21 protein-coding genes are annotated in these 19,885 nt (G+C 62.3%); 14 read left to right on the forward strand and 7 right to left on the reverse strand.

What is annotated here, in order from left to right; translation table 11 throughout:
- Position 1: 1 nt before the first annotated feature.
- Positions 2-1,645 (reverse strand): amidohydrolase, encoded by a 1,644-nt coding sequence (locus RQX22_RS03240; RefSeq protein ID WP_315723629.1) that lies wholly within the window; start codon positions 1,643-1,645, stop codon positions 2-4.
- Positions 1,646-1,736: 91 nt separating this feature from the next.
- On the opposite strand from RQX22_RS03240, the gene RQX22_RS03245 reads away from it, so the two are divergent.
- The gene (locus RQX22_RS03245; RefSeq protein WP_315723631.1) at positions 1,737-2,975 is read left to right on the forward strand and encodes a threonine ammonia-lyase; all 1,239 of its coding nucleotides are present in this window, start codon (positions 1,737-1,739) and stop codon (positions 2,973-2,975) included.
- Positions 2,976-3,099: 124 nt separating this feature from the next.
- The gene (locus tag RQX22_RS03250) at positions 3,100-3,861 is read left to right on the forward strand and encodes an arginyltransferase (RefSeq protein ID WP_315723633.1); all 762 of its coding nucleotides are present in this window, start codon (positions 3,100-3,102) and stop codon (positions 3,859-3,861) included.
- A 45-nt stretch (positions 3,862-3,906) separates the two neighbouring features.
- Here the strand turns inward: RQX22_RS03250 and RQX22_RS03255 are convergent, their stop codons facing one another.
- From RQX22_RS03255 to ctrA, 5 genes are all read right to left on the reverse strand, one after another.
- Complete coding sequence (locus RQX22_RS03255) at positions 3,907-4,671, reverse strand: peptidase (RefSeq protein ID WP_315723635.1); 765 nt, start codon at positions 4,669-4,671, stop codon at positions 3,907-3,909.
- 7 nt (positions 4,672-4,678) lie between these two features.
- Positions 4,679-5,542, reverse strand: a complete 864-nt coding sequence (locus tag RQX22_RS03260) for a transglutaminase family protein (protein ID WP_315724574.1) — start codon at positions 5,540-5,542, stop codon at positions 4,679-4,681.
- On the reverse strand, positions 5,542-6,477 hold the full coding sequence (locus tag RQX22_RS03265; protein ID WP_315724576.1) for an alpha-E domain-containing protein: 936 nt from the start codon (positions 6,475-6,477) through the stop codon (positions 5,542-5,544). The genes RQX22_RS03260 and RQX22_RS03265 overlap by 1 nt, the downstream gene beginning before the upstream one ends.
- Positions 6,477-7,919, reverse strand: a complete 1,443-nt coding sequence (locus RQX22_RS03270; protein ID WP_315723637.1) for a circularly permuted type 2 ATP-grasp protein — start codon at positions 7,917-7,919, stop codon at positions 6,477-6,479. Before RQX22_RS03270 ends, RQX22_RS03265 begins: the two co-directional genes overlap by 1 nt.
- 93 nt (positions 7,920-8,012) lie before the next feature.
- Entirely contained in the window at positions 8,013-8,714 is a 702-nt protein-coding gene (gene ctrA, locus RQX22_RS03275; RefSeq protein WP_315723639.1) for a response regulator transcription factor CtrA, read from the reverse strand.
- 201 nt (positions 8,715-8,915) lie between these two features.
- On the opposite strand from ctrA, the gene RQX22_RS03280 reads away from it, so the two are divergent.
- The 4 genes from RQX22_RS03280 to RQX22_RS03295 are packed head-to-tail and all read left to right on the forward strand — an operon-like array spanning position 8,916 to position 11,434.
- Positions 8,916-9,572, forward strand: coding sequence for an RluA family pseudouridine synthase (locus RQX22_RS03280; RefSeq protein WP_315723641.1), 657 nt, complete (start codon positions 8,916-8,918; stop codon positions 9,570-9,572).
- Positions 9,559-9,972 (forward strand): alternative ribosome rescue aminoacyl-tRNA hydrolase ArfB, encoded by a 414-nt coding sequence (gene arfB / locus RQX22_RS03285; protein WP_315723643.1) that lies wholly within the window; start codon positions 9,559-9,561, stop codon positions 9,970-9,972. The genes RQX22_RS03280 and arfB overlap by 14 nt, the downstream gene beginning before the upstream one ends.
- A gap of 3 nt (positions 9,973-9,975) precedes the next feature.
- Positions 9,976-10,485: a GAF domain-containing protein gene (locus RQX22_RS03290; RefSeq protein WP_315724578.1), complete on the forward strand. Its 510-nt coding sequence runs from the start codon at positions 9,976-9,978 to the stop codon at positions 10,483-10,485.
- Between the two features lie 58 nt (positions 10,486-10,543).
- Positions 10,544-11,434, forward strand: a complete 891-nt coding sequence (locus RQX22_RS03295) for an RcnB family protein (protein ID WP_315723644.1) — start codon at positions 10,544-10,546, stop codon at positions 11,432-11,434.
- A 96-nt stretch (positions 11,435-11,530) separates the two neighbouring features.
- On the opposite strand, the gene RQX22_RS03300 is transcribed toward RQX22_RS03295, so the two are convergent.
- On the reverse strand, positions 11,531-11,983 hold the full coding sequence (locus RQX22_RS03300) for a universal stress protein (protein WP_315723645.1): 453 nt from the start codon (positions 11,981-11,983) through the stop codon (positions 11,531-11,533).
- A gap of 138 nt (positions 11,984-12,121) precedes the next feature.
- Here RQX22_RS03300 and RQX22_RS03305 point away from each other — a divergent pair, with 138 nt between their 5' ends.
- The 8 genes from RQX22_RS03305 (at position 12,122) to fusA (ending at position 19,843) form a co-directional block, all read left to right on the forward strand.
- Positions 12,122-13,462 (forward strand): pyruvate dehydrogenase complex dihydrolipoamide acetyltransferase, encoded by a 1,341-nt coding sequence (locus RQX22_RS03305; RefSeq protein WP_315723647.1) that lies wholly within the window; start codon positions 12,122-12,124, stop codon positions 13,460-13,462.
- 125 nt (positions 13,463-13,587) lie between these two features.
- Entirely contained in the window at positions 13,588-13,926 is a 339-nt protein-coding gene (locus tag RQX22_RS19285; RefSeq protein WP_410001600.1) for an endonuclease domain-containing protein, read from the forward strand.
- 9 nt (positions 13,927-13,935) lie between these two features.
- On the forward strand, positions 13,936-15,333 hold the full coding sequence (gene lpdA / locus RQX22_RS03315) for a dihydrolipoyl dehydrogenase (protein ID WP_315723651.1): 1,398 nt from the start codon (positions 13,936-13,938) through the stop codon (positions 15,331-15,333).
- A gap of 81 nt (positions 15,334-15,414) precedes the next feature.
- On the forward strand, positions 15,415-16,017 hold the full coding sequence (locus tag RQX22_RS03320; RefSeq protein ID WP_315723653.1) for a DUF4142 domain-containing protein: 603 nt from the start codon (positions 15,415-15,417) through the stop codon (positions 16,015-16,017).
- 175 nt (positions 16,018-16,192) lie between these two features.
- Positions 16,193-16,594: a cupin domain-containing protein gene (locus RQX22_RS03325; protein WP_315723654.1), complete on the forward strand. Its 402-nt coding sequence runs from the start codon at positions 16,193-16,195 to the stop codon at positions 16,592-16,594.
- Between the two features lie 248 nt (positions 16,595-16,842).
- The gene (gene rpsL, locus RQX22_RS03330; RefSeq protein ID WP_315724580.1) at positions 16,843-17,214 is read left to right on the forward strand and encodes a 30S ribosomal protein S12; all 372 of its coding nucleotides are present in this window, start codon (positions 16,843-16,845) and stop codon (positions 17,212-17,214) included.
- Positions 17,215-17,225: 11 nt separating this feature from the next.
- Positions 17,226-17,696: a 30S ribosomal protein S7 gene (gene rpsG / locus RQX22_RS03335; protein WP_315723657.1), complete on the forward strand. Its 471-nt coding sequence runs from the start codon at positions 17,226-17,228 to the stop codon at positions 17,694-17,696.
- A 71-nt stretch (positions 17,697-17,767) separates the two neighbouring features.
- The gene (fusA, locus tag RQX22_RS03340; protein WP_315723659.1) at positions 17,768-19,843 is read left to right on the forward strand and encodes an elongation factor G; all 2,076 of its coding nucleotides are present in this window, start codon (positions 17,768-17,770) and stop codon (positions 19,841-19,843) included.
- Positions 19,844-19,885 lie beyond the last annotated feature (42 nt).

The following is a 19,885-nucleotide window of genomic DNA, read 5'->3' on the forward strand; positions in this document are numbered from 1 at the left end:
CTCAATTGGGCCAGACGCGGGCCCCGGCCATCCATGTCTCCAGGACCTTGGTGGCGCCGATCTGCTCGGGTGTGGCGTCGGCAAAAATGTCGCGGTCGATGAAAATGAAGTCGGCCATATGGCCCTTCTCCAGCGTGCCCAGCCGATCCTCGGCAAAGCCGGCATAAGCCGCGCCTCGAGTGAAGGCGTGGAAGGCTTGCAGCAGGGTCAATCGCTGTTCCGGCTGCCAACCTCCCGGCGGCTGGCCCTGTGCGTCCGTTCGCGTCATCGCCGCCATTATTCCGCGAAAGGGATTGGGCGATTCTACCGGGAAATCAGATCCGAAGGCCAACGGCACCTCGTTTGCCAGCATGCTCCGCCACGCATAGGCGCCGCCCAGGCGGTCCGTACCCATCCGCAGCTCCGCCATTTTCCAGTCCGACGTTTGATGCACGGGCTGCATCGACGCGATCGTGCCGAAGCGGGCAAAGCGCGACAGGTCGGCGGGATCGACGATCTGGGCATGTTCGACGCGCCAACGGCGATCGCCTTTATAGGTGTCGGCCATTTCGTGGATGGCGTCCAGCAACAGGGCATTGGCTTTGTCGCCGATCGCATGGACCGCCACCTGGAACCCGTCCATCGCTGCCCGGCTCATCAGATTCTTGAGTTCGGTATCGGTGACGAGATTGAGGCCGTGCTCGTCCGGGCTGTCGAGATAGGGCTGTTTCAGCCACGCGCCCCGTGATCCGAGCGCCCCGTCTATATAGAATTTGACCCCGCCCATCCGCAGCCGGTTGTCGTAAAGCCAGGGGGTCGGGCCGGTGCCGGCTATCTCCAGCAGGGGATCGATGCCGGCGGCGTAGGACATGATGCGGATGTTGAGCCGGCCAATGTCGCCGGCACGTCGCATCGCATGCCAATCGTCGCTGGCGGTGCCCATGTCGGCAACCGCGGTGAGGCCGTTGGAGAGCAGGATTTCCTGCGCCTTTTCGAAGGCGCGGTCGCGTATCCGCGGTAAAGGTTCTGGCACCGCCCGTTGAACGAGCGAGGCCGCCGCGTCGACGAATATGCCCGTCGGCACCTTGCCGTTTCTTTCGATCTTGCCGCCGGCCGGGGCGATGCTGCTCGCGTCGATCCCGGCTTCCTTCATCGCCATGCTGTTCGCCCAGCCTGCATGGCCGTCGACCCGTTCCAGCCACACCGGTCGGCCCGGAACCACTGCGTCGAGATCGGCCGCGGTCGGGAAGCGCCCGAGACCCCATTGCTCCTGGTTCCAGCCGCCGCCGACGATCCAGCGCGGATTTGGGTTGGCTGCGGCGAAAGCGGCGATCTTGGCCTGCGCCTCCGCCAGCGAGCGGGTGTCGCTGAGGTCGAGCTGCATCGCCTGGAAACCAAGACCCATGACATGACCATGGGCATCGATGAGTCCGGGGATCAGCGTGCGTCCCTTGCCATCGAACCGATAGCGGGTGCGATCCGCCTTCTTGTCACCCTTCGAATAGAGTTGCTGCACCTTGCCGTCGTCGTCGACGAGCATCGCGCTGAAGCGAATCAATTTGCCGCCGGCATTAAGCGTGTAGCCGTTGACATTGTCGACCAGGACGTCGGCGAAAGCCGCCGGGGTAAGCAACAGGGCAGCGAGTGCCGCCAGCAACCTCTTCATCGATCAAGCCTTTTTGGATGCAACCTACGTCTTTGCCCTGTCGCATAAGCATTGTTTCGCGCTTGCGCCATATCGGATACAGGCTCCGGCCATGGCCAGTCCCGCTCTCCGACAGACTTCCGCCGTCACGTTGTCCGATGTCCAGGCGGCCGCCCGCCGCATCGAAGGCGCGGTGGTCCGCACGCCCACCCAGCTCAGCCGGACCCTTTCGGACGCGACCGGCGCAAGCGTCTACGTGAAATTCGAAAACCTCCAGTTCACCGCCGCTTATAAGGAGCGTGGCGCGCTCAACAGACTGCTGCTGATGGACGAAGCTGTCCGCGCACGGGGCGTGATCGCAGCGTCCGCGGGAAATCATGCGCAGGCCGTGGCCTATCATGGTGCCCGGCTCGGCGTTCCCGTCACCATTGTCATGCCGATCCCGACACCCAGTGTGAAGGTGATGCAGACCGAGAGCCATGGCGCGACCATCGTGCTTCACGGCGAGACGTTCGACGAGGCCTATGCCGAGGCGATGCGGCTGGCTGCGGAGCGCGACCTCACCTTTGTCCATCCGTTCGACGATCTCGACGTCATTGCCGGTCAGGGAACCGTGGCGCTGGAGATGCTGGCGGATGCCCCCGATCTCGAGGTCCTGCTGGTGCCGATCGGCGGCGGCGGCCTGATTTCCGGGATTGCCACCGCCGTCAAGTGGATCAACCCCGACATCGAGCTGCTGGGCGTCCAGGCGCAGCTATATCCTTCCATGTATTGCAGCGTCACCGGCAAGAATCTGGCATCCGCCGGCGACACGATCGCCGAAGGCATCGCCGTCAAGGAACCTGGCCGGCGCACGGCCGAAATCGTCCGCGCCCTGGTCGACGAGATTCTGTTGGTTACGGAGCCCGAGATCGAAACGGCGATCAGTCTCCTGCTCCAGATCGAAAAGACGGTGGTCGAGGGCGCCGGCGCTGCCGGTCTCGCCGCATTGCTCGCCAATGGTGAGCGATTCCGCGGACGCAAGGTCGGGATCATCCTGACCGGCGGCAATATCGACACCCGCCTTCTCGCCACCGTGTTGCTGCGCGATCTTGTGCGTTCAGGACGGATGGCGCGCCTGCGCATCCAGCTCCAGGATCGGCCGGGCGCGATGCTGTCCGTCGTGAAGCTGTTCGACCAGCATCAGGTCAATATCATCGAGATCTTTCACCAGCGGATCTTCACCGCGCTTCCGGCAAAGGACACGTTCATCGACATTGAATGCGAGGCCCGCGACGCCGAGCATCTCCAGGGCCTGGTAAGGAAGCTGGAGCAGGAAGGATTCAGTGTCCATCCGGTAGAGATTGGCTGACCGCGCGTCCCATGCTGGAACGCGGCGCGATTAACCTTCATTTGGCCGTTCGGCACTCTTCCCTTCGGCGGCGCGAGGGCTCATAAAGATTCAGGCAACCAAGCCTGTTTTCCATGGAGTCTCGGTGAGCGCACCCTTCCGCTTCCCCCGTTTTTTCGTGACCAGCCCGGCGCCTTGTCCCTATCTGCCGGGCAAGACGGAGCGCAAGGTGTTCACCGAACTGACCGGACAGCATGCGACCGATCTGAACGATGCGCTCGGCCGGATCGGCTTCCGGCGGAGCCAGGGCGTCGCCTATCGGCCGAGCTGCATCGATTGCGCCGCCTGCATTTCCGTGCGGGTCGTGGCCGGCGAATTCCAGCCGAGCGCAACCCAGCGCAAGATGCTCCGCCGTCACGCCGATCTTGAGGTCACGGCCTGCAAACCCTGGACGACCGAAGAACAATATGCGCTGCTTCGGCGGTATCTGAAGATGCGCCATCCCGGCGGGGGCATGGCCGACATGGACGAAAGCGATTTCGCCGACATGATCGAGCAAAGCCCCGTGAAGACCTATGTCATCGAATATCGCGAACCGTCGGTCGATGGGCGCCCCGGGCGGCTGGTGGGCGCTTGCCTCACCGATCAGCAGGCGGATGGCCTGTCGATGATCTACAGCTTCTTCGAACCGGACGATCCCAAACGCCCAGGTCTTGGAACTTATATCATTCTCGACCACATCATCCGCGCCGGGCGCGCAAACCTGCCTTATGTCTATCTCGGCTATTGGGTCGAGGATTCGCGGCGCATGGCCTATAAGGCCCGCTTCCGCCCGCTGGAGAAACTCGGCCCGCAGGGCTGGAGCCGCTTCGAGCCGGACCAGCGGGAATTGCCGCTGGGCCGCTGATAATCGCGAAAGAGTGGAGCGTCTCGACGCGCTCTGCTCCATTGATCAGGATCTTGCCGCTCCCTTTTCGTCCATGAAGGGCGGGTTGGGGATAGCCCGGGTGGCTTCGTGGAGCAGCAGCGACCACCGCAGTGACAAGGCGTTGAAATAATCGTCGTCGGGTTCGATGCGGCGGGTGAGGACGGCCGATCCCTTGGCGCGCGGCATCACCATCAGGTCCAGCGGCCGGGCGACGCCAAGGTTCGAGCGCATGGCGCTGTCGAAGGAAAGGAAGGCGACCTTCACCGCTTCGTGGAGTGGCATGTCCATGGCTATGCCGCGATCGAGGATCGGCTTGCCATATTTGGTCTCCCCGATCTGGAGGAAGGGCGCTTCGACGCTGCACTCGATGAAATTCCCAGCCGAATAGATCTGGAACAAAGCGGGCGGCTGATCGCCGATACGGCCGCCGAGCAACAGCGAGACGGAGCTGCTCAGATTGATCGCCTCCAGGGCGCTGCCTACCGTATTGTTGGCGATCTGGACGGCCTCGCCCACCATCTGGGCGACCCGAAACATGCTCGTCGCGCTTCCGATCGTCCGGCTGAGTTCGGATCCGTCGCCAGCCGGCAGCCCCTCCTGGATCAGGCTGATCACCGTCTGGCTCATCGACAGGCTGCCGGAGGTCACAGCGAAAATCTGCCGTTTGGAACTGTCGGCCAGAGTGTGCAGCTTCTTATAGGACGAGAAATTGTCGACGCCGGCATTGGTACGGGTGTCCGCCATCATCACCAGTCCGTCGTTCAGCAGCAATCCGATGCAATAAGTCATGTCATTCTCAACCCTGGGACTGTGATTGGGCTTGGGTGCCACGCGATTGCGACTGGCGCTGGCCGTCTGTCTGCCGAACCTGCACGCCTACCGAAAGCTTTTCGCTGCCGCCGCCGTTGCGAGCGCCGGCAAAGGGTGCCGCGTCCTGGTAATCGAGGCCGGTGGCGATGCGGATATAGGCATCGTCGGCGCAGATGCCGTTGGAAGGGTCGAACGCGATCCAGCCGAGATGTTCGATCCAGGCTTCCGCCCAGGCATGGGCGGCCTCCTGCAACAACGCGCCGTCGCGACGAAACAAATGGCCGGACACGTAGCGGGCGGGGATACCGATCAGCCGGGCGACGGCGATGAAGATGTGGGCGAAGTCCTGGCAAACGCCATGGCCGTTGAAATAGGCGTCGGTCGCGGTCGTATCGACTTCGGTCTCGCCGGTGTCGAAGGTCATCCGGCTGTGGATGGCGGAGGTCAACCGGTGCAGCTTGTCCAATGGGCTGCCGCCCTGGGCGGTGAGAGCCGATGCGAGCTGATGGAGCGGGCGTCCAGGTTCGGTGAGCAGGGTCGGGCGCAGGAAGACCTGGCGCGGAAGATCGCCTGGAACCTCGCCGATTATGCCGCCGCGATCCTGGGTCAGCACCTTTCCCGTGACGCTGACCTTCAGGCTGTCGACGGGACCATCGACATAGAGCATGTGGATGATGTTGCCATAGCCGTCCCGGCCTTCCCGGATCCGCGCGTCGCGATCGACGTCGATCCGCCAGTCGACCACATTCTGGCTTTCGAAGCTGAGCGGTGTCAGTCGCAGCAACTGGATCACCCGCTTTGCCGGGCGGCTATAATGATAGCTGGTCTCATATTGGACGCTCAGCCGCATCACCCGAACCTGAATTGCGCGGCGATCGCCTGTCCGAGCGCCGCATTGTCATTGATAAAGCCGTTCAGATATTGGTGCAGCCCCTTGCGGAACACGCCGTCAATATCCGTGTCCAGCAAATAGCGCTCGCGTTGGCGCGCCAGCCGGTCGGCCTCGCCTTGCCGTCCGGTGAGCTCGCCGAGGTCGGCCAGCAGTTCGATGGTCTCGGCAGCACACGCCACCAGCGATCGCGGCAGCTCGCGCTTGAAGATGAGCAGGTCGGCCACCAACCAAGGTTTCAATGCATCCTGATAAATATGTCGATAGGCGGTTCGCGCGGAGACTGTGTGCAGGATAGTCGTCCATTGGTCGCGATCGAGCGCGCCGCCAATCTGTTCGCCCTGCGGAAGCAGCAGATAATATTTGACGTCCAGCAATCGCGCCGTGTTGTCGCCGCGTTCGATCACCGATCCCAGTCGCATGAACCAATAGGCTTCCCTGCGCAGCATGCGGGCCACGGCACCTTCGAAGCCGCGCGTCTCGGCCTTGATGGCTTCCACCAGGTTCAAGGTCGCCTGGCCGCCGCCGGGACTGGAACGGTCGCGGACGCTTTGCCAGGCCCGATTGACCGCCTCCCACGCCTCCCGCGTCAAGGCATTGCGCGCGGCGCGCGCATTGTCCCGCGCCGCGCCGAGGTAGGCGCGCACGGAATTGGGATTTTCCTCCGCAAGGGTCAGGTAGCGGCTGACGGCGAATGGACTGAAATTCTCGATGCTTCGGGCGAAGCTCGCCGCCTCCCCCGTAACGGCGAGCGCGCTCCGCCAGGCCTGGTCGGCCTGTGCGCCACCCGACAGGGCGCTGAGCCTGATGGTCGCCTCGACCAGGCGCGTCGTGAATTCGGCGCGCTCCATGTAACGGCCGATCCAGTAGAGATTGGAGGCGGTACGGGAGAGCATCATCCTTCGTCTTCCCGTTCGGCCAGGATGAAGCTGTCCTTTGTGCCGCCGCCCTGACTGCTGTTCACGACCAGCGAGCCCTTCGAAAGGGCGACCCGGGTCAACCCGCCGGGGACGATGGAGACACCGTTCGCGCCGGTCAGAACGAACGGCCTGAAATCGACGTGGCGCGGCGCGAGCCCATCCTCCGTAAGCGTCGGCACGGTCGACAAAGCCAGTGTGGGCTGGGCGATGTAGCGATGCGGTTCGGCCTTCAATGCGGCGCGGAACCGCTCGATCTCGCTTGCGCTCGCCGTCGGTCCGACGAGCATGCCGTAGCCGCCCGAACCATCGACCAGCTTGACCACCAGCTGGTCCAGGTGGTCGAGCACATATTTGAGCGCCTGCGGTTCCCGACACCGCCACGTTTCGACATTGGGAAGCCTGGCCTCTTCTCCGGAATAATAACGGACGATGTCCGGCATGTAGGAATAGATGGCCTTGTCGTCGGCGATGCCCGTGCCGGGCGCATTCACCAGTGTCACATTCCCCGCCAGATAGGCGGCCATCAGCCCCGGAACGCCAAGCAGGCTGTCGCGGCGGAACAGCAGAGGATCGAGGAAGGCATCGTCGACACGGCGGTAGATCACGTCAACCCGCACGCGCCCGTCGATCGTGCGCATCCATACGAAATCGTCGTCGACTTCCAGGTCGGAGCCTTCGACCAGCTCGATCCCCATATTGTCCGCAAGGAAGCTGTGTTCGTAGAAGGCCGAGTTGAAGTGGCCGGGGGTGAGCAGGACGCAGACGGGGTTGCGGACCCCTTGCGGTGCCACCGAATAAAGCGTGTCGCGCAGGAGATCCGGATAGGTGTCGACCGGCTCGACTTTGTTGATGTCGAACAGTTCGGGGCAGAGACGAAGCATGGCCTCGCGATTCTCCAGCATGTAGGAGACGCCCGACGGCGTGCGGCAATTGTCTTCGAGGACAAAGAATTGATCGGCGTCTGTCCGGACCAGGTCGATCCCGCAAATATGCGCGTAGATCCCGTGGGGCGGTTCGGCGCCCGCCATTTGCAACGCGAATTGCGGATTGGCGAGTATGATATCGGCCGGAACAACACCGTCGGCGATGATACGCCTTTGCCCATAGATATCGCCTATGAAGGCATTTATCGCCCGCACCCTTTGCTCCAGGCCTTCCGACAGGCTTTTCCATTCGCCAGCGGTGAAAACGCGCGGGACGATGTCGAACGGGATGATTCGTTCGGCCGCTTCCTCCTCGCCATAGACGTTGAACGTTATGCCCAGAGTACGGAAGGCGACTTCGGCGGCCTGTTGGCGACGCACGAGCTCGGAATGCTGTGTCTCGGTCAGCCAGCGCGCAAGCGGTTCGAAGCCGGGCCGGGGCTTTTTCCCCCGCCTCGTACCCCACAATTCGTCAAACGCCGGTTTCGATCCCATTTCAGGTTGAATGCACGAAACCGGCAGAGGGTGCAAAAAAGGCCTCCGCGTCGCCGCGAAAGCCCTTTTCGTTGTTGCCAGTCGGGAGCAGGATCAGGCGACTTGGGCCGTCTCGACTTCTTCAGGATCGCGCAGGACGTAGCCGCGCCCCCAGACGGTCTCGATATAATTGTCGCCACCGCAGGCCAGGCTCAATTTCTTCCGCAACTTGCAGATGAAGACGTCGATGATCTTCAATTCCGGCTCGTCCATCCCGCCATAAAGGTGGTTGAGGAACATTTCCTTGGTGAGCGTGGTGCCCTTGCGGAGCGACAGCAGCTCCAGCATGGCATATTCCTTGCCGGTCAGATGGACGCGCGAGCCATCGACCTCGACGGTCTTCGCATCCAGGTTGACGGCGAGCTTACCGGTTCGGATGACGGACTGGGAATGGCCCTTGGAACGGCGGACGACGGCATGGATGCGTGCGACCAGTTCGTCGCGGTGAAATGGCTTAGTGACATAATCGTCGGCCCCGAAACCCAGGGCGCGAACCTTGGAATCCATCTCGCTGATTCCGGAAAGGATCAGCACCGGCGTTCCGACCTTCGCGAGCCGCAATTTCTTAAGCACGTCATAGCCGTGCATGTCCGGCAGGTTAAGATCCAGACAGATGATGTCGTAATCATAGAGCTTGCCGAGGTCCAAACCCTCTTCGCCCAAATCGGTCGTATAGACGTTGAAGCCTTCGCTGTTCAGCATCAACTCGATACTCTTCGCGGTCGTCGGCTCGTCTTCGATCAGCAGAACACGCATTGGCTCGCCCCTTCGCTCCTGCGGTTCCGGCGCCGCTCATCGGCCCCGGCTCCCCCTGGGTGCTATTCATTAACCATTGGAGATGTGAACGCAAAAGGTTAATTTCGAATTAAATCAGGATTCCCAACGAGTCGCGGCGCTGCGTTGCGCCGCCGCCACAGCCGTGGCAGGGCCTGGGCAACGAGGTGTGCGAATCCTGACATGTGGGAAAAATATGTTCTTTTCATCGATGGCGAGGCCATCGTCATCGACAAGCCTGCTGGACTGGCGGTGCATCCGGGCTCCAAGACACCCGAGAGCCTGGAAGATTATCTCCGTCATTTCCGCTTCGGCTTCGAAAGGGAGCCGCTTCCCGTCCATCGCCTCGACCGCGATACCAGCGGCTGCCTGCTGCTGGCCCGCAATCCGAAGGCCCATAAGCGTTTCCAGCGCGCGTTCGAGGACAAGAAGGTGACGAAAACCTACCTTGCCGTGCTCGATGGCGTGCCCGAACGGGAGGAAGGCGTCGTCGACATGGCGCTCGGCAAGGTGTCCAGCGCTGAACAAGGCTGGCGAATGGTTGCTGATACCAAGGGAAAGCCGGCGATCAGCCACTGGCGCCGGCTGGCCGTGAGGGGCAGCCAATCCGTCATATTGTTCCTGCCGGAGACCGGGCGAACCCACCAATTGCGGGTGCACGCAGCTTCGGGGCTGGGCATTCCTATTGCGGGGGATCCCGTTTACGGGCGCGGGAAGGGACCGATGCTCCTCCACGCACTTTCGCTGACGATGGATCGTGATGGCAAGCCGCCCGTGGCGGCGAAAGCACCCTTGCCGCCCACATTCGTCAGCGCCGGGTTCGGCGATGTCCAATTCTGAATCCTGGGCGATCCCGGAAGAAGCGCTGAAGGAAAGCTTCATCGCTGCCAGCGGACCCGGCGGCCAAAATGTCAACAAGGTGGCGACCGCAGTCCAATTGCGCTGTTCCGTCTTCAAGCTCGGCCTTTCACCGCTTGTTTATGCACGGCTAAAGGAACTGGCGGGCAGCCGGATGAACAGCGAGGGCGAGATCATCATCACCGCCCGCACTTATCGGACGCAGGAAGCGAACCGGGAGGATGCGCGGGCGCGGCTGGCGGATCTTGTCGCCAGGGCGCACATCAGGAAGGCCAAGCGGATCAAGACCAAGGTCAGCCGGGCCGCCAAGGCACGACGGGTCGAGGCCAAGTCGCAGCGCGGCGCGGTCAAGCAGATGCGGGCCAAGCCCCGATTGGATTAGATGATGTTTGCTTTTGAACTTGGTGCCGGGGACAAACGGGAGTTGTACCGGCAGCTCTGTGCAGCTGCCGATGCGCTGACGCACGGCGAGTCCGACGCGATCGCCAATATGGCCAATGTGTCGGCCCTGATCTGGGAAGGGTTGCTCGAACTCAATTGGGCGGGCTTCTATCGCAACCTCGGCGGCGAGCTCGTGCTTGGCCCCTTTCAGGGTCGCGCCGCCTGCATTCGCATTCCCTTCGGCAAAGGCGTCTGCGGGGTCGCTGCCGCGACCCGGCAGCCGCAATGCGTTGCCGACGTCCATGCCTTTCCCGGCCATATCGCCTGCGACAGCGCATCCGCATCGGAGCTGGTGATACCGCTGGTCCACGCAGGCGAGTTGATCGGCGTGCTCGATCTCGACAGCCCGATTCCTGGACGCTTCGATGACGATGATCTGGCGGGCTGTGTCGAATTGGCACGAATCGTCGCACCTCGCATTGCCCCAGTGGAAATGGGACCGCGCCAAGGTTAAAAATGTCTTAAGCGGCCCCGCCCTTGCAGGGTTCGCCAGGCATATAAGGATGCGGATCATGAAGAAGCTGAGCCTCTTTGCAATGGCGGCATCGTCGACCGTCCTGATACCGGCGGCGATGGCCCAGGCGGCGGCTCCGAATCCAGACCAAGGGGCCCATCGGCCCGGCGGCGGGGCGGTCGCGCAGCACAGGGTGCCGCAGGCGGGGCATAGCTGGCGCCAGGGCACCCGTCCGCAAACCCGCCACGTCGCGCCACCGCAGGTGCGGCACCGGGGAGGGCGCATGGAGATGCGCCAGCATCACGGCATGAAGCCGGCCGGCCAACATGGCGGCGGTTTCGCGCACGTCCGCCGCATCGATCGCGGTGGGATGTTGCCCCACGCCTGGTTCGGCCCGCGCTATCATGTTCGCAATTGGAACCTTTACGGCTTTTCCCAGCCATTCGGCGGCGGCCATTGGGTGCGTTATTATGACGATGCCCTGCTGGTCGATCCTTATGGCCGCGTTCTTGACGGTCGCTACGGCGTGAATTGGGATGTGGAGGGCGAACGCTGGGACTATGACGACAATGGCGTTCCCGCTTATGTCGGCGAAGGCGATTTTCAGCCCGGCCAGGATGATTATGAATGGGCCGAGGATTATGCGCGTGGCAACCGTGACGAAGGGTTCGTCGACGACGCCCCTGGCGATGAGCGTCCAGGCGAGCGCGGCCGCCGCTACACTTATGCTTATCCCGGCTACGCACCGCCCGGCTATGACTGCAATTGCACCGGCTATGGCTATGGCTATGGCTATGGGCCGGTCCTGGTGACGGAGACTATCGTCACCACTGCGCCAGTCATGGAATCCGTCACCCGCTACGAATATGTCAAGGAGCGACCCGCCCATCGGAAGGTGCGGCCGGTTTACCGCAGCAAGGATCGCAAGGCCGTCCGCCGGTCCAAATAGCTGTCGAGTCAGAAGCTCATCGGGTAGATCGGAAGGCTCGCGAGCAAAGGAAATTTGGCCTTTCCCCATACGACCGGTCGGGAATGGGGCCAGCCATCAGCTTAGAGCGTCCAGCGCTTCGTCGCTGAGCTGCCCCGGCACGATCACCAGCGGGCAGGCAAGGCCGCCGGCTATACCGGCGAAGTGGTTGACGAGCGGCCCGGGGCCGCCCTCAGCGGCGGCGCCCAGGACGAGCGCGGCAATATTGTCCCGTTCCTTGAGTATCTCGGTAATCGCCTTCACCGGATCGCCCTGGCGTACCAGGATCGATGGTGTCACGCCGGCTTCCTCGACGATCGAGCCGGAGGCTTGCAACGCCTTGGCTTCCGCGCGGAGGCGCGCCTCCTCTTCCATGGCCGCCTGGACGCCGCCCCATTGGACGAACTCGGCTGGGGGTATCAGCGCCAGGATCTCGATCTGGCCGCCGGTGCGCGCAGCTCTTCGCGCGGCCCAGCGCAACGCTGCCCGCGCCTCTTCGGTCTCGTCGATCACGACCAGATATGCGCGCATCCCCACTTCCCCTCAGGGTCCAAATGCCAATGCTGCGACAATATGAGGGGAGGCGCAAGCACCGCCCCCTTGACCCAGCCCCTCTTCTTGCTGTTTGGCTCCAAACGCCCCAGCCGGAAGCGAGGAGCGCGAAGCGCGATGCCCATCGAACTCAAAATGCCTGCTCTGTCCCCGACCATGGAGGAAGGGACACTTGCCAAATGGCTGGTGAAGGAAGGCGACAAGGTCGCTTCGGGCGATCTTCTCGCCGAGATAGAGACAGACAAGGCGACGATGGAGTTCGAGGCGGTCGACGAAGGGGTGATCGCCAAGATTCTGGTTCCCGAAGGTTCGGACGCAGTAAAGGTCGGCACGGTCATCGCCCTGATCGCTGCCGAAGGCGAGAAAGTGGCGGCTGCCGACACCGCCCCGTCTCCCGCTTCCGTCCGCCAGGCGGCAGAGGAACCGGTCGCGAAGGATGGTGGCGAGACGGGCGCCCCGCAGCCGCCCCCCGACAAGGCGCCTGCGGCTGACGAAGCCAAGAGCGCCGAAGCCGCTCCGGCGAAGGAAGGCCCGGCGGCAGCGCCTGCCCGTCCGGCCGAATCCGGGGAGCGGGTCAAGGCCAGTCCGCTCGCCCGCCGCCTGGCCGAGCAAAAGGGCATCGACCTTACGGCCGTAACCGGTTCCGGGCCGGGCGGCCGGATCGTCAAGGCCGATATCGACGGCGCCACCGGGAAGCCGCGGGCTCCTGCGGCCGGCGCCGCGACCGCTGCCGCTTCGCAAGCGGCGCCTGCTGAGGGCGTGCCGGAAATCCCGCATGACACGGCCAAGCTGACCAACATGCGCAAGACGATCGCGCGCCGATTGACCGAATCGAAGCAGACGATTCCTCACATCTACCTCACCGTCGATGCCCAGATCGATGCCTTGCTGAAGCTTCGCGGCGACCTCAACGCCTCGCTGGAGTCGCGCGGCATAAAGCTTTCGGTCAACGATATGCTGATCAAGGCGCTTGCTGCCGCCTTGATCGAGGTGCCCGCCTGCAACGTCCGGTATACCGGCGAACAATTGCTCACCTTCAAGCGCGCCGATATTTCGGTTGCGGTTTCGATCCCAAACGGTCTGATCACGCCGATCATCACCGGCGCCGACACAAAGAGCCTGTCGGTCATCGCCACGGAAATGAAGGACCTTGCGGCGCGCGCCCGCGAAGGCAAGCTGGAGCCGCACGAATATCAGGGCGGCACCGCCAGCATATCCAACATGGGTATGTACGGTATCACCCAGTTCGATGCCGTCATCAATCCGCCCCAGGCGATGATCATGGCGATCGGCGCCGGCGCCAAGCGCCCGTGGGTCGTCAACGACTCGCTGCAGATCGCGACCGTGATGAGCGTCACCGGCAGCTTCGACCACCGCGCCATCGACGGCGCCGACGGCGCGAAGCTGATGCAGGCCTTCAAGCGGCTGGTGGAACAGCCGTTGGGGATGTTGGCTTAGGTCCGATCATGATTGAAGACGCCGCGACCCCTCTCTCCCACCTCGCTCCCCTTCCGGGAGAGGGGCCGGAGAAAGAGGAGTCGTTTCTAACCACCGCCTGCCAAATCCGCTCCCGCGCCAAGGAAATGCGTTCTGCTCCTACCGATGCTGAACACCGCCTGTGGCAAATATTGCGCGTCAAGCGCCTCGTCGGCTTCAGATTCAGACGGCCGCTCCCGATCGATCACTATATCGCTGACTTCGTCTGCTTGAACCAACGGCTGATTGTTGAAGCCGATGGCAGCCATCATGGCAAAGAGCCACACGGGACAAGCCACTCATATTTAAAAGCGCAAGACTTCCGCATCCTCCGCTTCTGGAAGTACGATATTTTCAACAATGAGGAGGGGTTGCTTCAGTGCATTGCCGACGCGCTAGCATCCCTTCTCTCCAACCCCTCTCCCGCGGAGGGGAGAGGAGGTTAGAGGTGTTCCATGGCTGATCAATATGACCTCATCGTTCTCGGCTCCGGGCCCGGCGGCTACGTCGCGGCTATTCGGGCTTCGCATCTCGGGCTCAAGGCGGCGATCGTCGAGCGCGAGAAATTGGGGGGCATCTGCCTCAACTGGGGCTGCATCCCGACCAAGGCACTGCTCCGCACTTCGGAGATCAATCATTATCTGACCCATGCCAGCGCCTATGGCCTGAAGGCCGAGAAGGTGAGCTTCGACCTTTCCGCGATTGTCGATCGCAGCCGCAAGGTCGCCGGCCAGCTCAATGCCGGCGTCAAAGGGCTGATGAAGAAGCACAAGATCACCGTCGTGGAAGGCGACGGGGTGCTGACTGGCAAGGGCGCGATCAGCGTCACCAAGGACGGCAAGAAGACCGATCTTGCAGCGAAGAACATCATCATCGCCACGGGCGCGCGCGCGCGCGATCTGCCCTTTGCCAAGACCGATGGCGAACGGATCTGGACCTATCGCCACGCCATGGTGCCGAAGGAAATGCCGACCAAGCTGCTGGTCATCGGATCGGGCGCCATCGGCGTCGAGTTCGCCAGTTTCTATTCCGACATGGGCGTGCCGGTGACGATCGTCGAAATGCTCGACCGAATCCTGCCAGTGGAAGACGAGGATGTCTCGGCCTTCGTCCACAAGGCGCTGACCAAGCAGGGCATGACGATCCACATTTCGTCGGGCGTCGACAAGCTTGAGACCAGCACGTCGGGCGTCCGCGCCGCGATCAAGGCCAAGGACGGCAAGGTCGATTCTCAGGACTTTTCCCATGCCATCGTCGCGATCGGCATCGTTCCCAATAGCGAGAATATCGGCTTGGAGGGGCTGGGCGTGAAGATGGCGCGTGGCCATATCGACACCGATCCCTATGGGCGCACCAATGTCGAGGGCCTGTGGGCGATCGGCGATGTCACCGGTCCCCCCTGGCTCGCCCACAAGGCCATGCACGAGGCGGTCGTCACCGTCGAGGCGCTGGCCGGGCGGAAGGACGTTCACCCGCTCGACAAGTCAAACATTCCCGGCTGCACCTATTCGCGGCCGCAAGTCGCCTCGGTCGGCTTGACCGAAGCCAAAGCGAAGGAGACGGGCCGCAAGCTCAAAATCGGCAAATTCCCCTTCGTCGGCAACGGCAAGGCGATCGCGCTCGGCGAGGCCGAGGGCTTCGTGAAGACCATTTTCGACGCCGAGACCGGTGAATTGCTCGGCGCGCACATGGTTGGCGCCGAAGTGACCGAGCTGATCCAAGGTTATTGCATTGCCCGCCAGCTCGAAAGCACCGAGGCGGAACTGATGCAGACCACGTTCCCCCATCCGACCCTGTCGGAGATGATGCACGAAAGCGTTCTCGACGCATATGGCCGTGCTCTTCATTACTGAGATCAATAAGAATTCTCGGAACGCGGAGAAGAGTTTCCTCGTTGCTGCCCGGTCGTCCGAAATGAGACTGGGAGAGGAAGCATGAACATCAAGATCCTCGCGGCGTCGGCCGCGATCCTTGCTCTGGCCGCCTGTGGCGGCAACGAGCCCGCCGGCGACATCGTCGTCGACAACGAAGCGCTGAATGCGGCCGGCGAGGCCGATCCGGGCAATATGAGCCTCATGACCGCGGATCCGGCGGGGATGCCTGCGAACGGTCAGGAATATTCCACGATGGCGGCCGCCAGCGACATGTATGAAATAGAAAGTTCGCGCCTCGCGATCGAAAAGTCGCAGAATGACGAGATCAAGGAATTGGCCCGCATGATCGTGGCCGATCATGAAAAGTCCACAGCCGATCTCAAGGATGCCGCCGGCAGGGCGCAACCACCGATCGAGGTCGCTCCAGCCATGAATCCGGAACAGCAGGCGAATATGGAGGCGCTTCGTTCTGCGGCGGATCAGTTCGACCAGACATATTTGCAGCAGCAGGTGTCTGCGCATCAGAAGGCGCTTGCGATGGTGCAGGCTTATGCCGCGTCCGGCGAGGTCGAACCCTTGAAGCAGCATGCCGCAAACGTGTCGGGTCCGATCCAGAAGCATCTGGAACGGGCCCAAGAGCTCGCTCAGCAGGCTCCGCAGTAAAGGCCGGAAGGGCGGGCTTCGGCCCGCCTTTTTGCGTCATGCCGCGGCTCCCCCGACTTGTCTGCTGCCGCAAGGATAACGATATGCCTCGAAGACGCCTCATATGGCGATCGCGCAGGAACTCTGCGGGCCCGGACCGGTTGAATGGGCTGGAGCCGAATGAGGGAGCAAGAATATGAAGGGTTATGTCGACGACATCGAAAAGGTGACCTTGGCGAATGACGATTTTCGCCGCGTCCTTTACACAGGCAAGAATCTGCAACTCGTCCTCATGACCCTGAAGCCTGGAGAGGAGATTGGCGAGGAGGTTCACGAGGATCGCGACCAGTTCTTCCGCATCGAGGAAGGTGAAGGCGAGATTCGCATCGACGGTATCGCCAACAAGGTCGAGGATGATTTCGCGGTGATCGTACCGGCCGGCGCGCGGCACAATGTCGTCAATACCGGCGACGAGCCGCTTCGGCTTTACACGATATATGGACCGCCCGAACATAAGGACGGCGTCGTCCATAAGGACAAGGCCCAGGCCGAGCGCGATCACGACAATGACGAATGGACGGGCGAAACGACCGAATAGGCGCGGCGGCACTGCCCAGGACGGCAGAAGGGTTGCCTGCAAACTTCTGCCGTTGACCCATATCCCTCCCGCGGTTATAGGCCGCCTCGCCCGGGGCTGGTGGTGGGTGACAGACCAGACGCTGTCCTGCGACGGGCGCAAGAGCTTGAACATTGCTGTGCGTATCGCAAAGGCCTGGGGGGCCGATAGGGCCGCCGGGTTCTTTGCGCATTTTGCGTATCAGTAAAGTAACTAAGGTGAAGGGCTTCATGCCGACGATTAATCAGTTGATCCGCAAGGGTCGCGAGCCGCAGAAAGAGCGCTCGAAGGTTCCCGCGATGGAAGCAAATCCCCAGAAAAGGGGTGTTTGCACGCGCGTCTATACGACGACCCCGAAGAAGCCGAACTCGGCTTTGCGCAAGGTGGCCAAGGTCCGCCTGACCAACCAGCGTGAAGTGATCAGCTATATTCCCGGCGAAGGCCATAACCTTCAGGAGCACTCGGTGGTGCTGATCCGTGGCGGTCGTGTTCGCGACCTTCCCGGCGTGCGCTACCACGTGCTACGCGGCGTGCTTGACACGCAAGGGGTCAAGGACCGCAGGCAGAGCCGTTCGAAATACGGCGCCAAGCGTCCGAAGTAAGGGAATAAGAGATGTCACGTCGCCGTCGCCCGGAAAAGCGCGAAATCCTGCCCGACCCCAAATTCGGGGATCTGGTCCTTTCGAAATTCATGAACAGCGTCATGCTCGACGGCAAGAAGTCCGTCGCAGAGGGCATCGTCTATGGCGCCTTCGAGACCGTCGAGGCGCGCGCCAAGCGCGAGCCGCTTCAGGTGTTCCATGATGCCCTGAACAACATCAAGCCGGGCATCGAGGTCCGCAGCCGCCGTGTCGGCGGCGCCACCTATCAGGTGCCGGTCGAGGTTCGTCCCGAGCGTGCTCAGGCCCTCGCCATCCGCTGGCTGATCACCGCGGCCCGTTCGCGGTCCGAAAACACCATGGCCGCCCGCCTGTCCGGCGAGCTGATGGATGCCGCCAACAATCGCGGCAATGCTGTCAAGAAGCGCGAAGACACGCACCGCATGGCGGAGGCCAACCGGGCCTTCTCCCACTACCGTTGGTAACAACGGTGGTCGTGGAACGTCGCTGGTAATAATCGAACGCCGGGCCGGAGCCCGGCCCTGGAGTTGAAATCGTGCCCCGCAGCCACCCGCTCGAAAAATATCGCAATATCGGCATCATGGCCCACATCGATGCCGGCAAGACCACGACGACCGAGCGTGTGCTTTATTATACGGGCAAGTCCTACAAGATCGGCGAAGTCCATGAAGGCACCGCCACCATGGACTGGATGGAGCAGGAGCAGGAGCGGGGCATCACGATCACGTCGGCTGCCACCACCTGTTTCTGGGACGATCATCGGATCAACATCATCGACACGCCCGGGCACGTCGATTTCACCATCGAGGTCGAGCGTTCGCTGCGCGTGCTCGACGGCGCGGTTGCCGTGTTCGACGGCGTCGCCGGTGTTGAACCGCAGTCGGAGACGGTTTGGCGTCAGGCCGACAAGTACAAGGTTCCGCGGATGTGCTTCGTCAACAAGCTCGACCGCACCGGTGCCAATTTCGAAATGTGCGTCGGCATGATCAAGGATCGCCTCGGCGCCCGTCCGATGGTCCTTTATCTGCCGATCGGCATCGAGGGCGGTTTCAAGGGCCTGGTCGATCTGGTCGAGAACCGGGCCATCATCTGGCTCGAGGAAAGCCTGGGCGCGAAGTTCGAATATCAGGATATTCCCGCCGATCTGGCGGACGCCGCCGCGGCGGCACGCCAGGAAATGATCGAGATGGCCGTCGAACAGGACGATGCCGCGATGGAAGCGTATCTGGAAGGCAACGAGCCGGACGTCGCGACGCTGAAGAAGCTGATCCGCAAGGGTACGCTCAACTTCTCGTTCGTGCCCGTCCTGTGCGGTTCGGCCTTCAAGAACAAGGGCGTGCAGCCGATGCTCGACGCCGTCGTCGATTATCTGCCGAGCCCGCTCGACGTCCCGGCCATCCAGGGTTTGAAGCTGGACGGCGAGACCACCGACGAGCGTCCGGCCGACGACAATGCGCCCTTCGCGGCCCTCGCCTTCAAGATCATGACCGATCCGTTCGTCGGCACGCTGACCTTCGCCCGCATCTATTCGGGCAAGCTCGACAGCGCCTCGACCGTGGTCAATTCGGTCAAGGACAAGAAGGAAAAGGTCGGGCGGATGCTGCTCATGCATGCCAATGACCGCGAGGACATCAAGGAAGCCTTTGCCGGCGATATTGTCGCGCTCGTGGGCCTCAAGGACACCACAACCGGCGACACTTTATGTGCGCCGAACGCGCCGATCATCCTCGAGCGGATGGAGTTTCCGGATCCGGTGATCGAGGTCGCGGTCGAGCCGAAGACGAAGGCGGACCAGGAGAAGATGGGCGTCGCCCTTCACCGCCTGGCGCAGGAGGATCCCTCCTTCCGTGTTTCCTCCGACCAGGAATCGGGCCAGACCATCATCAAGGGAATGGGCGAACTCCACCTCGAGATCCTGGTCGACCGCATGAAGCGCGAATTCAAGGTCGAGGCCAATGTCGGTGCGCCGCAGGTCGCCTATCGCGAATCGCTCGCGAAGCCGGTCGAGCTGGTCTACACCCACAAGAAGCAATCGGGTGGCTCCGGCCAGTTCGGCGAAGTCAAGGTTGCGCTGGAGCCGGGTGAGCGCGGATCGGGCATCCAGTTCATCGACGAGATCAAGGGCGGCAACATTCCGCGCGAATATATTCCGTCGGTCGAAAAGGGTATGCGCGAGACGGCGGCGACCGGATCCTTGATCGGCTTCCCGATCATCGACTTCAACATCCGGCTGCTCGACGGCAAATATCACGACGTCGATTCGTCGGCGCTGGCTTTCGAGATCACCGGCCGCGGCGCGATGCGCGAAGGTGCCCGCAAATCGGGCATCAAGCTGCTCGAACCGATCATGAAGGTGGAAGTCACCACCCCTGAAGACTATCTTGGCGACGTCATTGGCGACTTGAACAGCCGCCGTGGCCAGATCCAGGGAACGGACAGCCGGGGCAATGCACAGATCGTCGAAGCGATGGTGCCGCTTGCCAATATGTTCGGCTACGTTAATGAGCTGCGATCCTTCTCTCAGGGGCGCGCGCAGTACACGATGCAATTCTCTCATTATGAGGAAGTGCCGGCGAACGTGGCCGAAGAGGTCAAGGCGAAGCTTGCTTGAGCGACGTGACAGTTTGAATTTGTTAGAGAAAGACGAGGGTTA

Origin of the sequence: Sphingosinicella rhizophila (genome assembly GCF_032378825.1) — a bacterium.
Taxonomy (GTDB): Bacteria; Pseudomonadota; Alphaproteobacteria; order Sphingomonadales; family Sphingomonadaceae; genus Allosphingosinicella; species Allosphingosinicella rhizophila.

Coding starts and splice junctions, on each gene's coding strand:
- RQX22_RS03240 (WP_315723629.1), bottom strand. CDS start 1,645: ATGAAGAGGTTGCTGGCGGCACTCGCTGCCCTGTTGCTTACCCCGGCG.
- RQX22_RS03245 (WP_315723631.1), top strand. CDS start 1,737: ATGGCCAGTCCCGCTCTCCGACAGACTTCCGCCGTCACGTTGTCCGAT.
- RQX22_RS03255 (WP_315723635.1), bottom strand. CDS start 4,671: ATGACTTATTGCATCGGATTGCTGCTGAACGACGGACTGGTGATGATG.
- RQX22_RS03260 (WP_315724574.1), bottom strand. CDS start 5,542: ATGCGGCTGAGCGTCCAATATGAGACCAGCTATCATTATAGCCGCCCG.
- RQX22_RS03265 (WP_315724576.1), bottom strand. CDS start 6,477: ATGCTCTCCCGTACCGCCTCCAATCTCTACTGGATCGGCCGTTACATG.
- RQX22_RS03270 (WP_315723637.1), bottom strand. CDS start 7,919: ATGGGATCGAAACCGGCGTTTGACGAATTGTGGGGTACGAGGCGGGGG.
- ctrA (WP_315723639.1), bottom strand. CDS start 8,714: ATGCGTGTTCTGCTGATCGAAGACGAGCCGACGACCGCGAAGAGTATC.
- RQX22_RS03280 (WP_315723641.1), top strand. CDS start 8,916: ATGTGGGAAAAATATGTTCTTTTCATCGATGGCGAGGCCATCGTCATC.
- arfB (WP_315723643.1), top strand. CDS start 9,559: ATGTCCAATTCTGAATCCTGGGCGATCCCGGAAGAAGCGCTGAAGGAA.
- RQX22_RS03290 (WP_315724578.1), top strand. CDS start 9,976: ATGTTTGCTTTTGAACTTGGTGCCGGGGACAAACGGGAGTTGTACCGG.
- RQX22_RS03295 (WP_315723644.1), top strand. CDS start 10,544: ATGAAGAAGCTGAGCCTCTTTGCAATGGCGGCATCGTCGACCGTCCTG.
- RQX22_RS03300 (WP_315723645.1), bottom strand. CDS start 11,983: ATGCGCGCATATCTGGTCGTGATCGACGAGACCGAAGAGGCGCGGGCA.
- RQX22_RS03305 (WP_315723647.1), top strand. CDS start 12,122: ATGCCCATCGAACTCAAAATGCCTGCTCTGTCCCCGACCATGGAGGAA.
- RQX22_RS19285 (WP_410001600.1), top strand. CDS start 13,588: ATGCGTTCTGCTCCTACCGATGCTGAACACCGCCTGTGGCAAATATTG.
- lpdA (WP_315723651.1), top strand. CDS start 13,936: ATGGCTGATCAATATGACCTCATCGTTCTCGGCTCCGGGCCCGGCGGC.
- RQX22_RS03320 (WP_315723653.1), top strand. CDS start 15,415: ATGAACATCAAGATCCTCGCGGCGTCGGCCGCGATCCTTGCTCTGGCC.
- RQX22_RS03325 (WP_315723654.1), top strand. CDS start 16,193: ATGAAGGGTTATGTCGACGACATCGAAAAGGTGACCTTGGCGAATGAC.
- rpsL (WP_315724580.1), top strand. CDS start 16,843: ATGCCGACGATTAATCAGTTGATCCGCAAGGGTCGCGAGCCGCAGAAA.
- rpsG (WP_315723657.1), top strand. CDS start 17,226: ATGTCACGTCGCCGTCGCCCGGAAAAGCGCGAAATCCTGCCCGACCCC.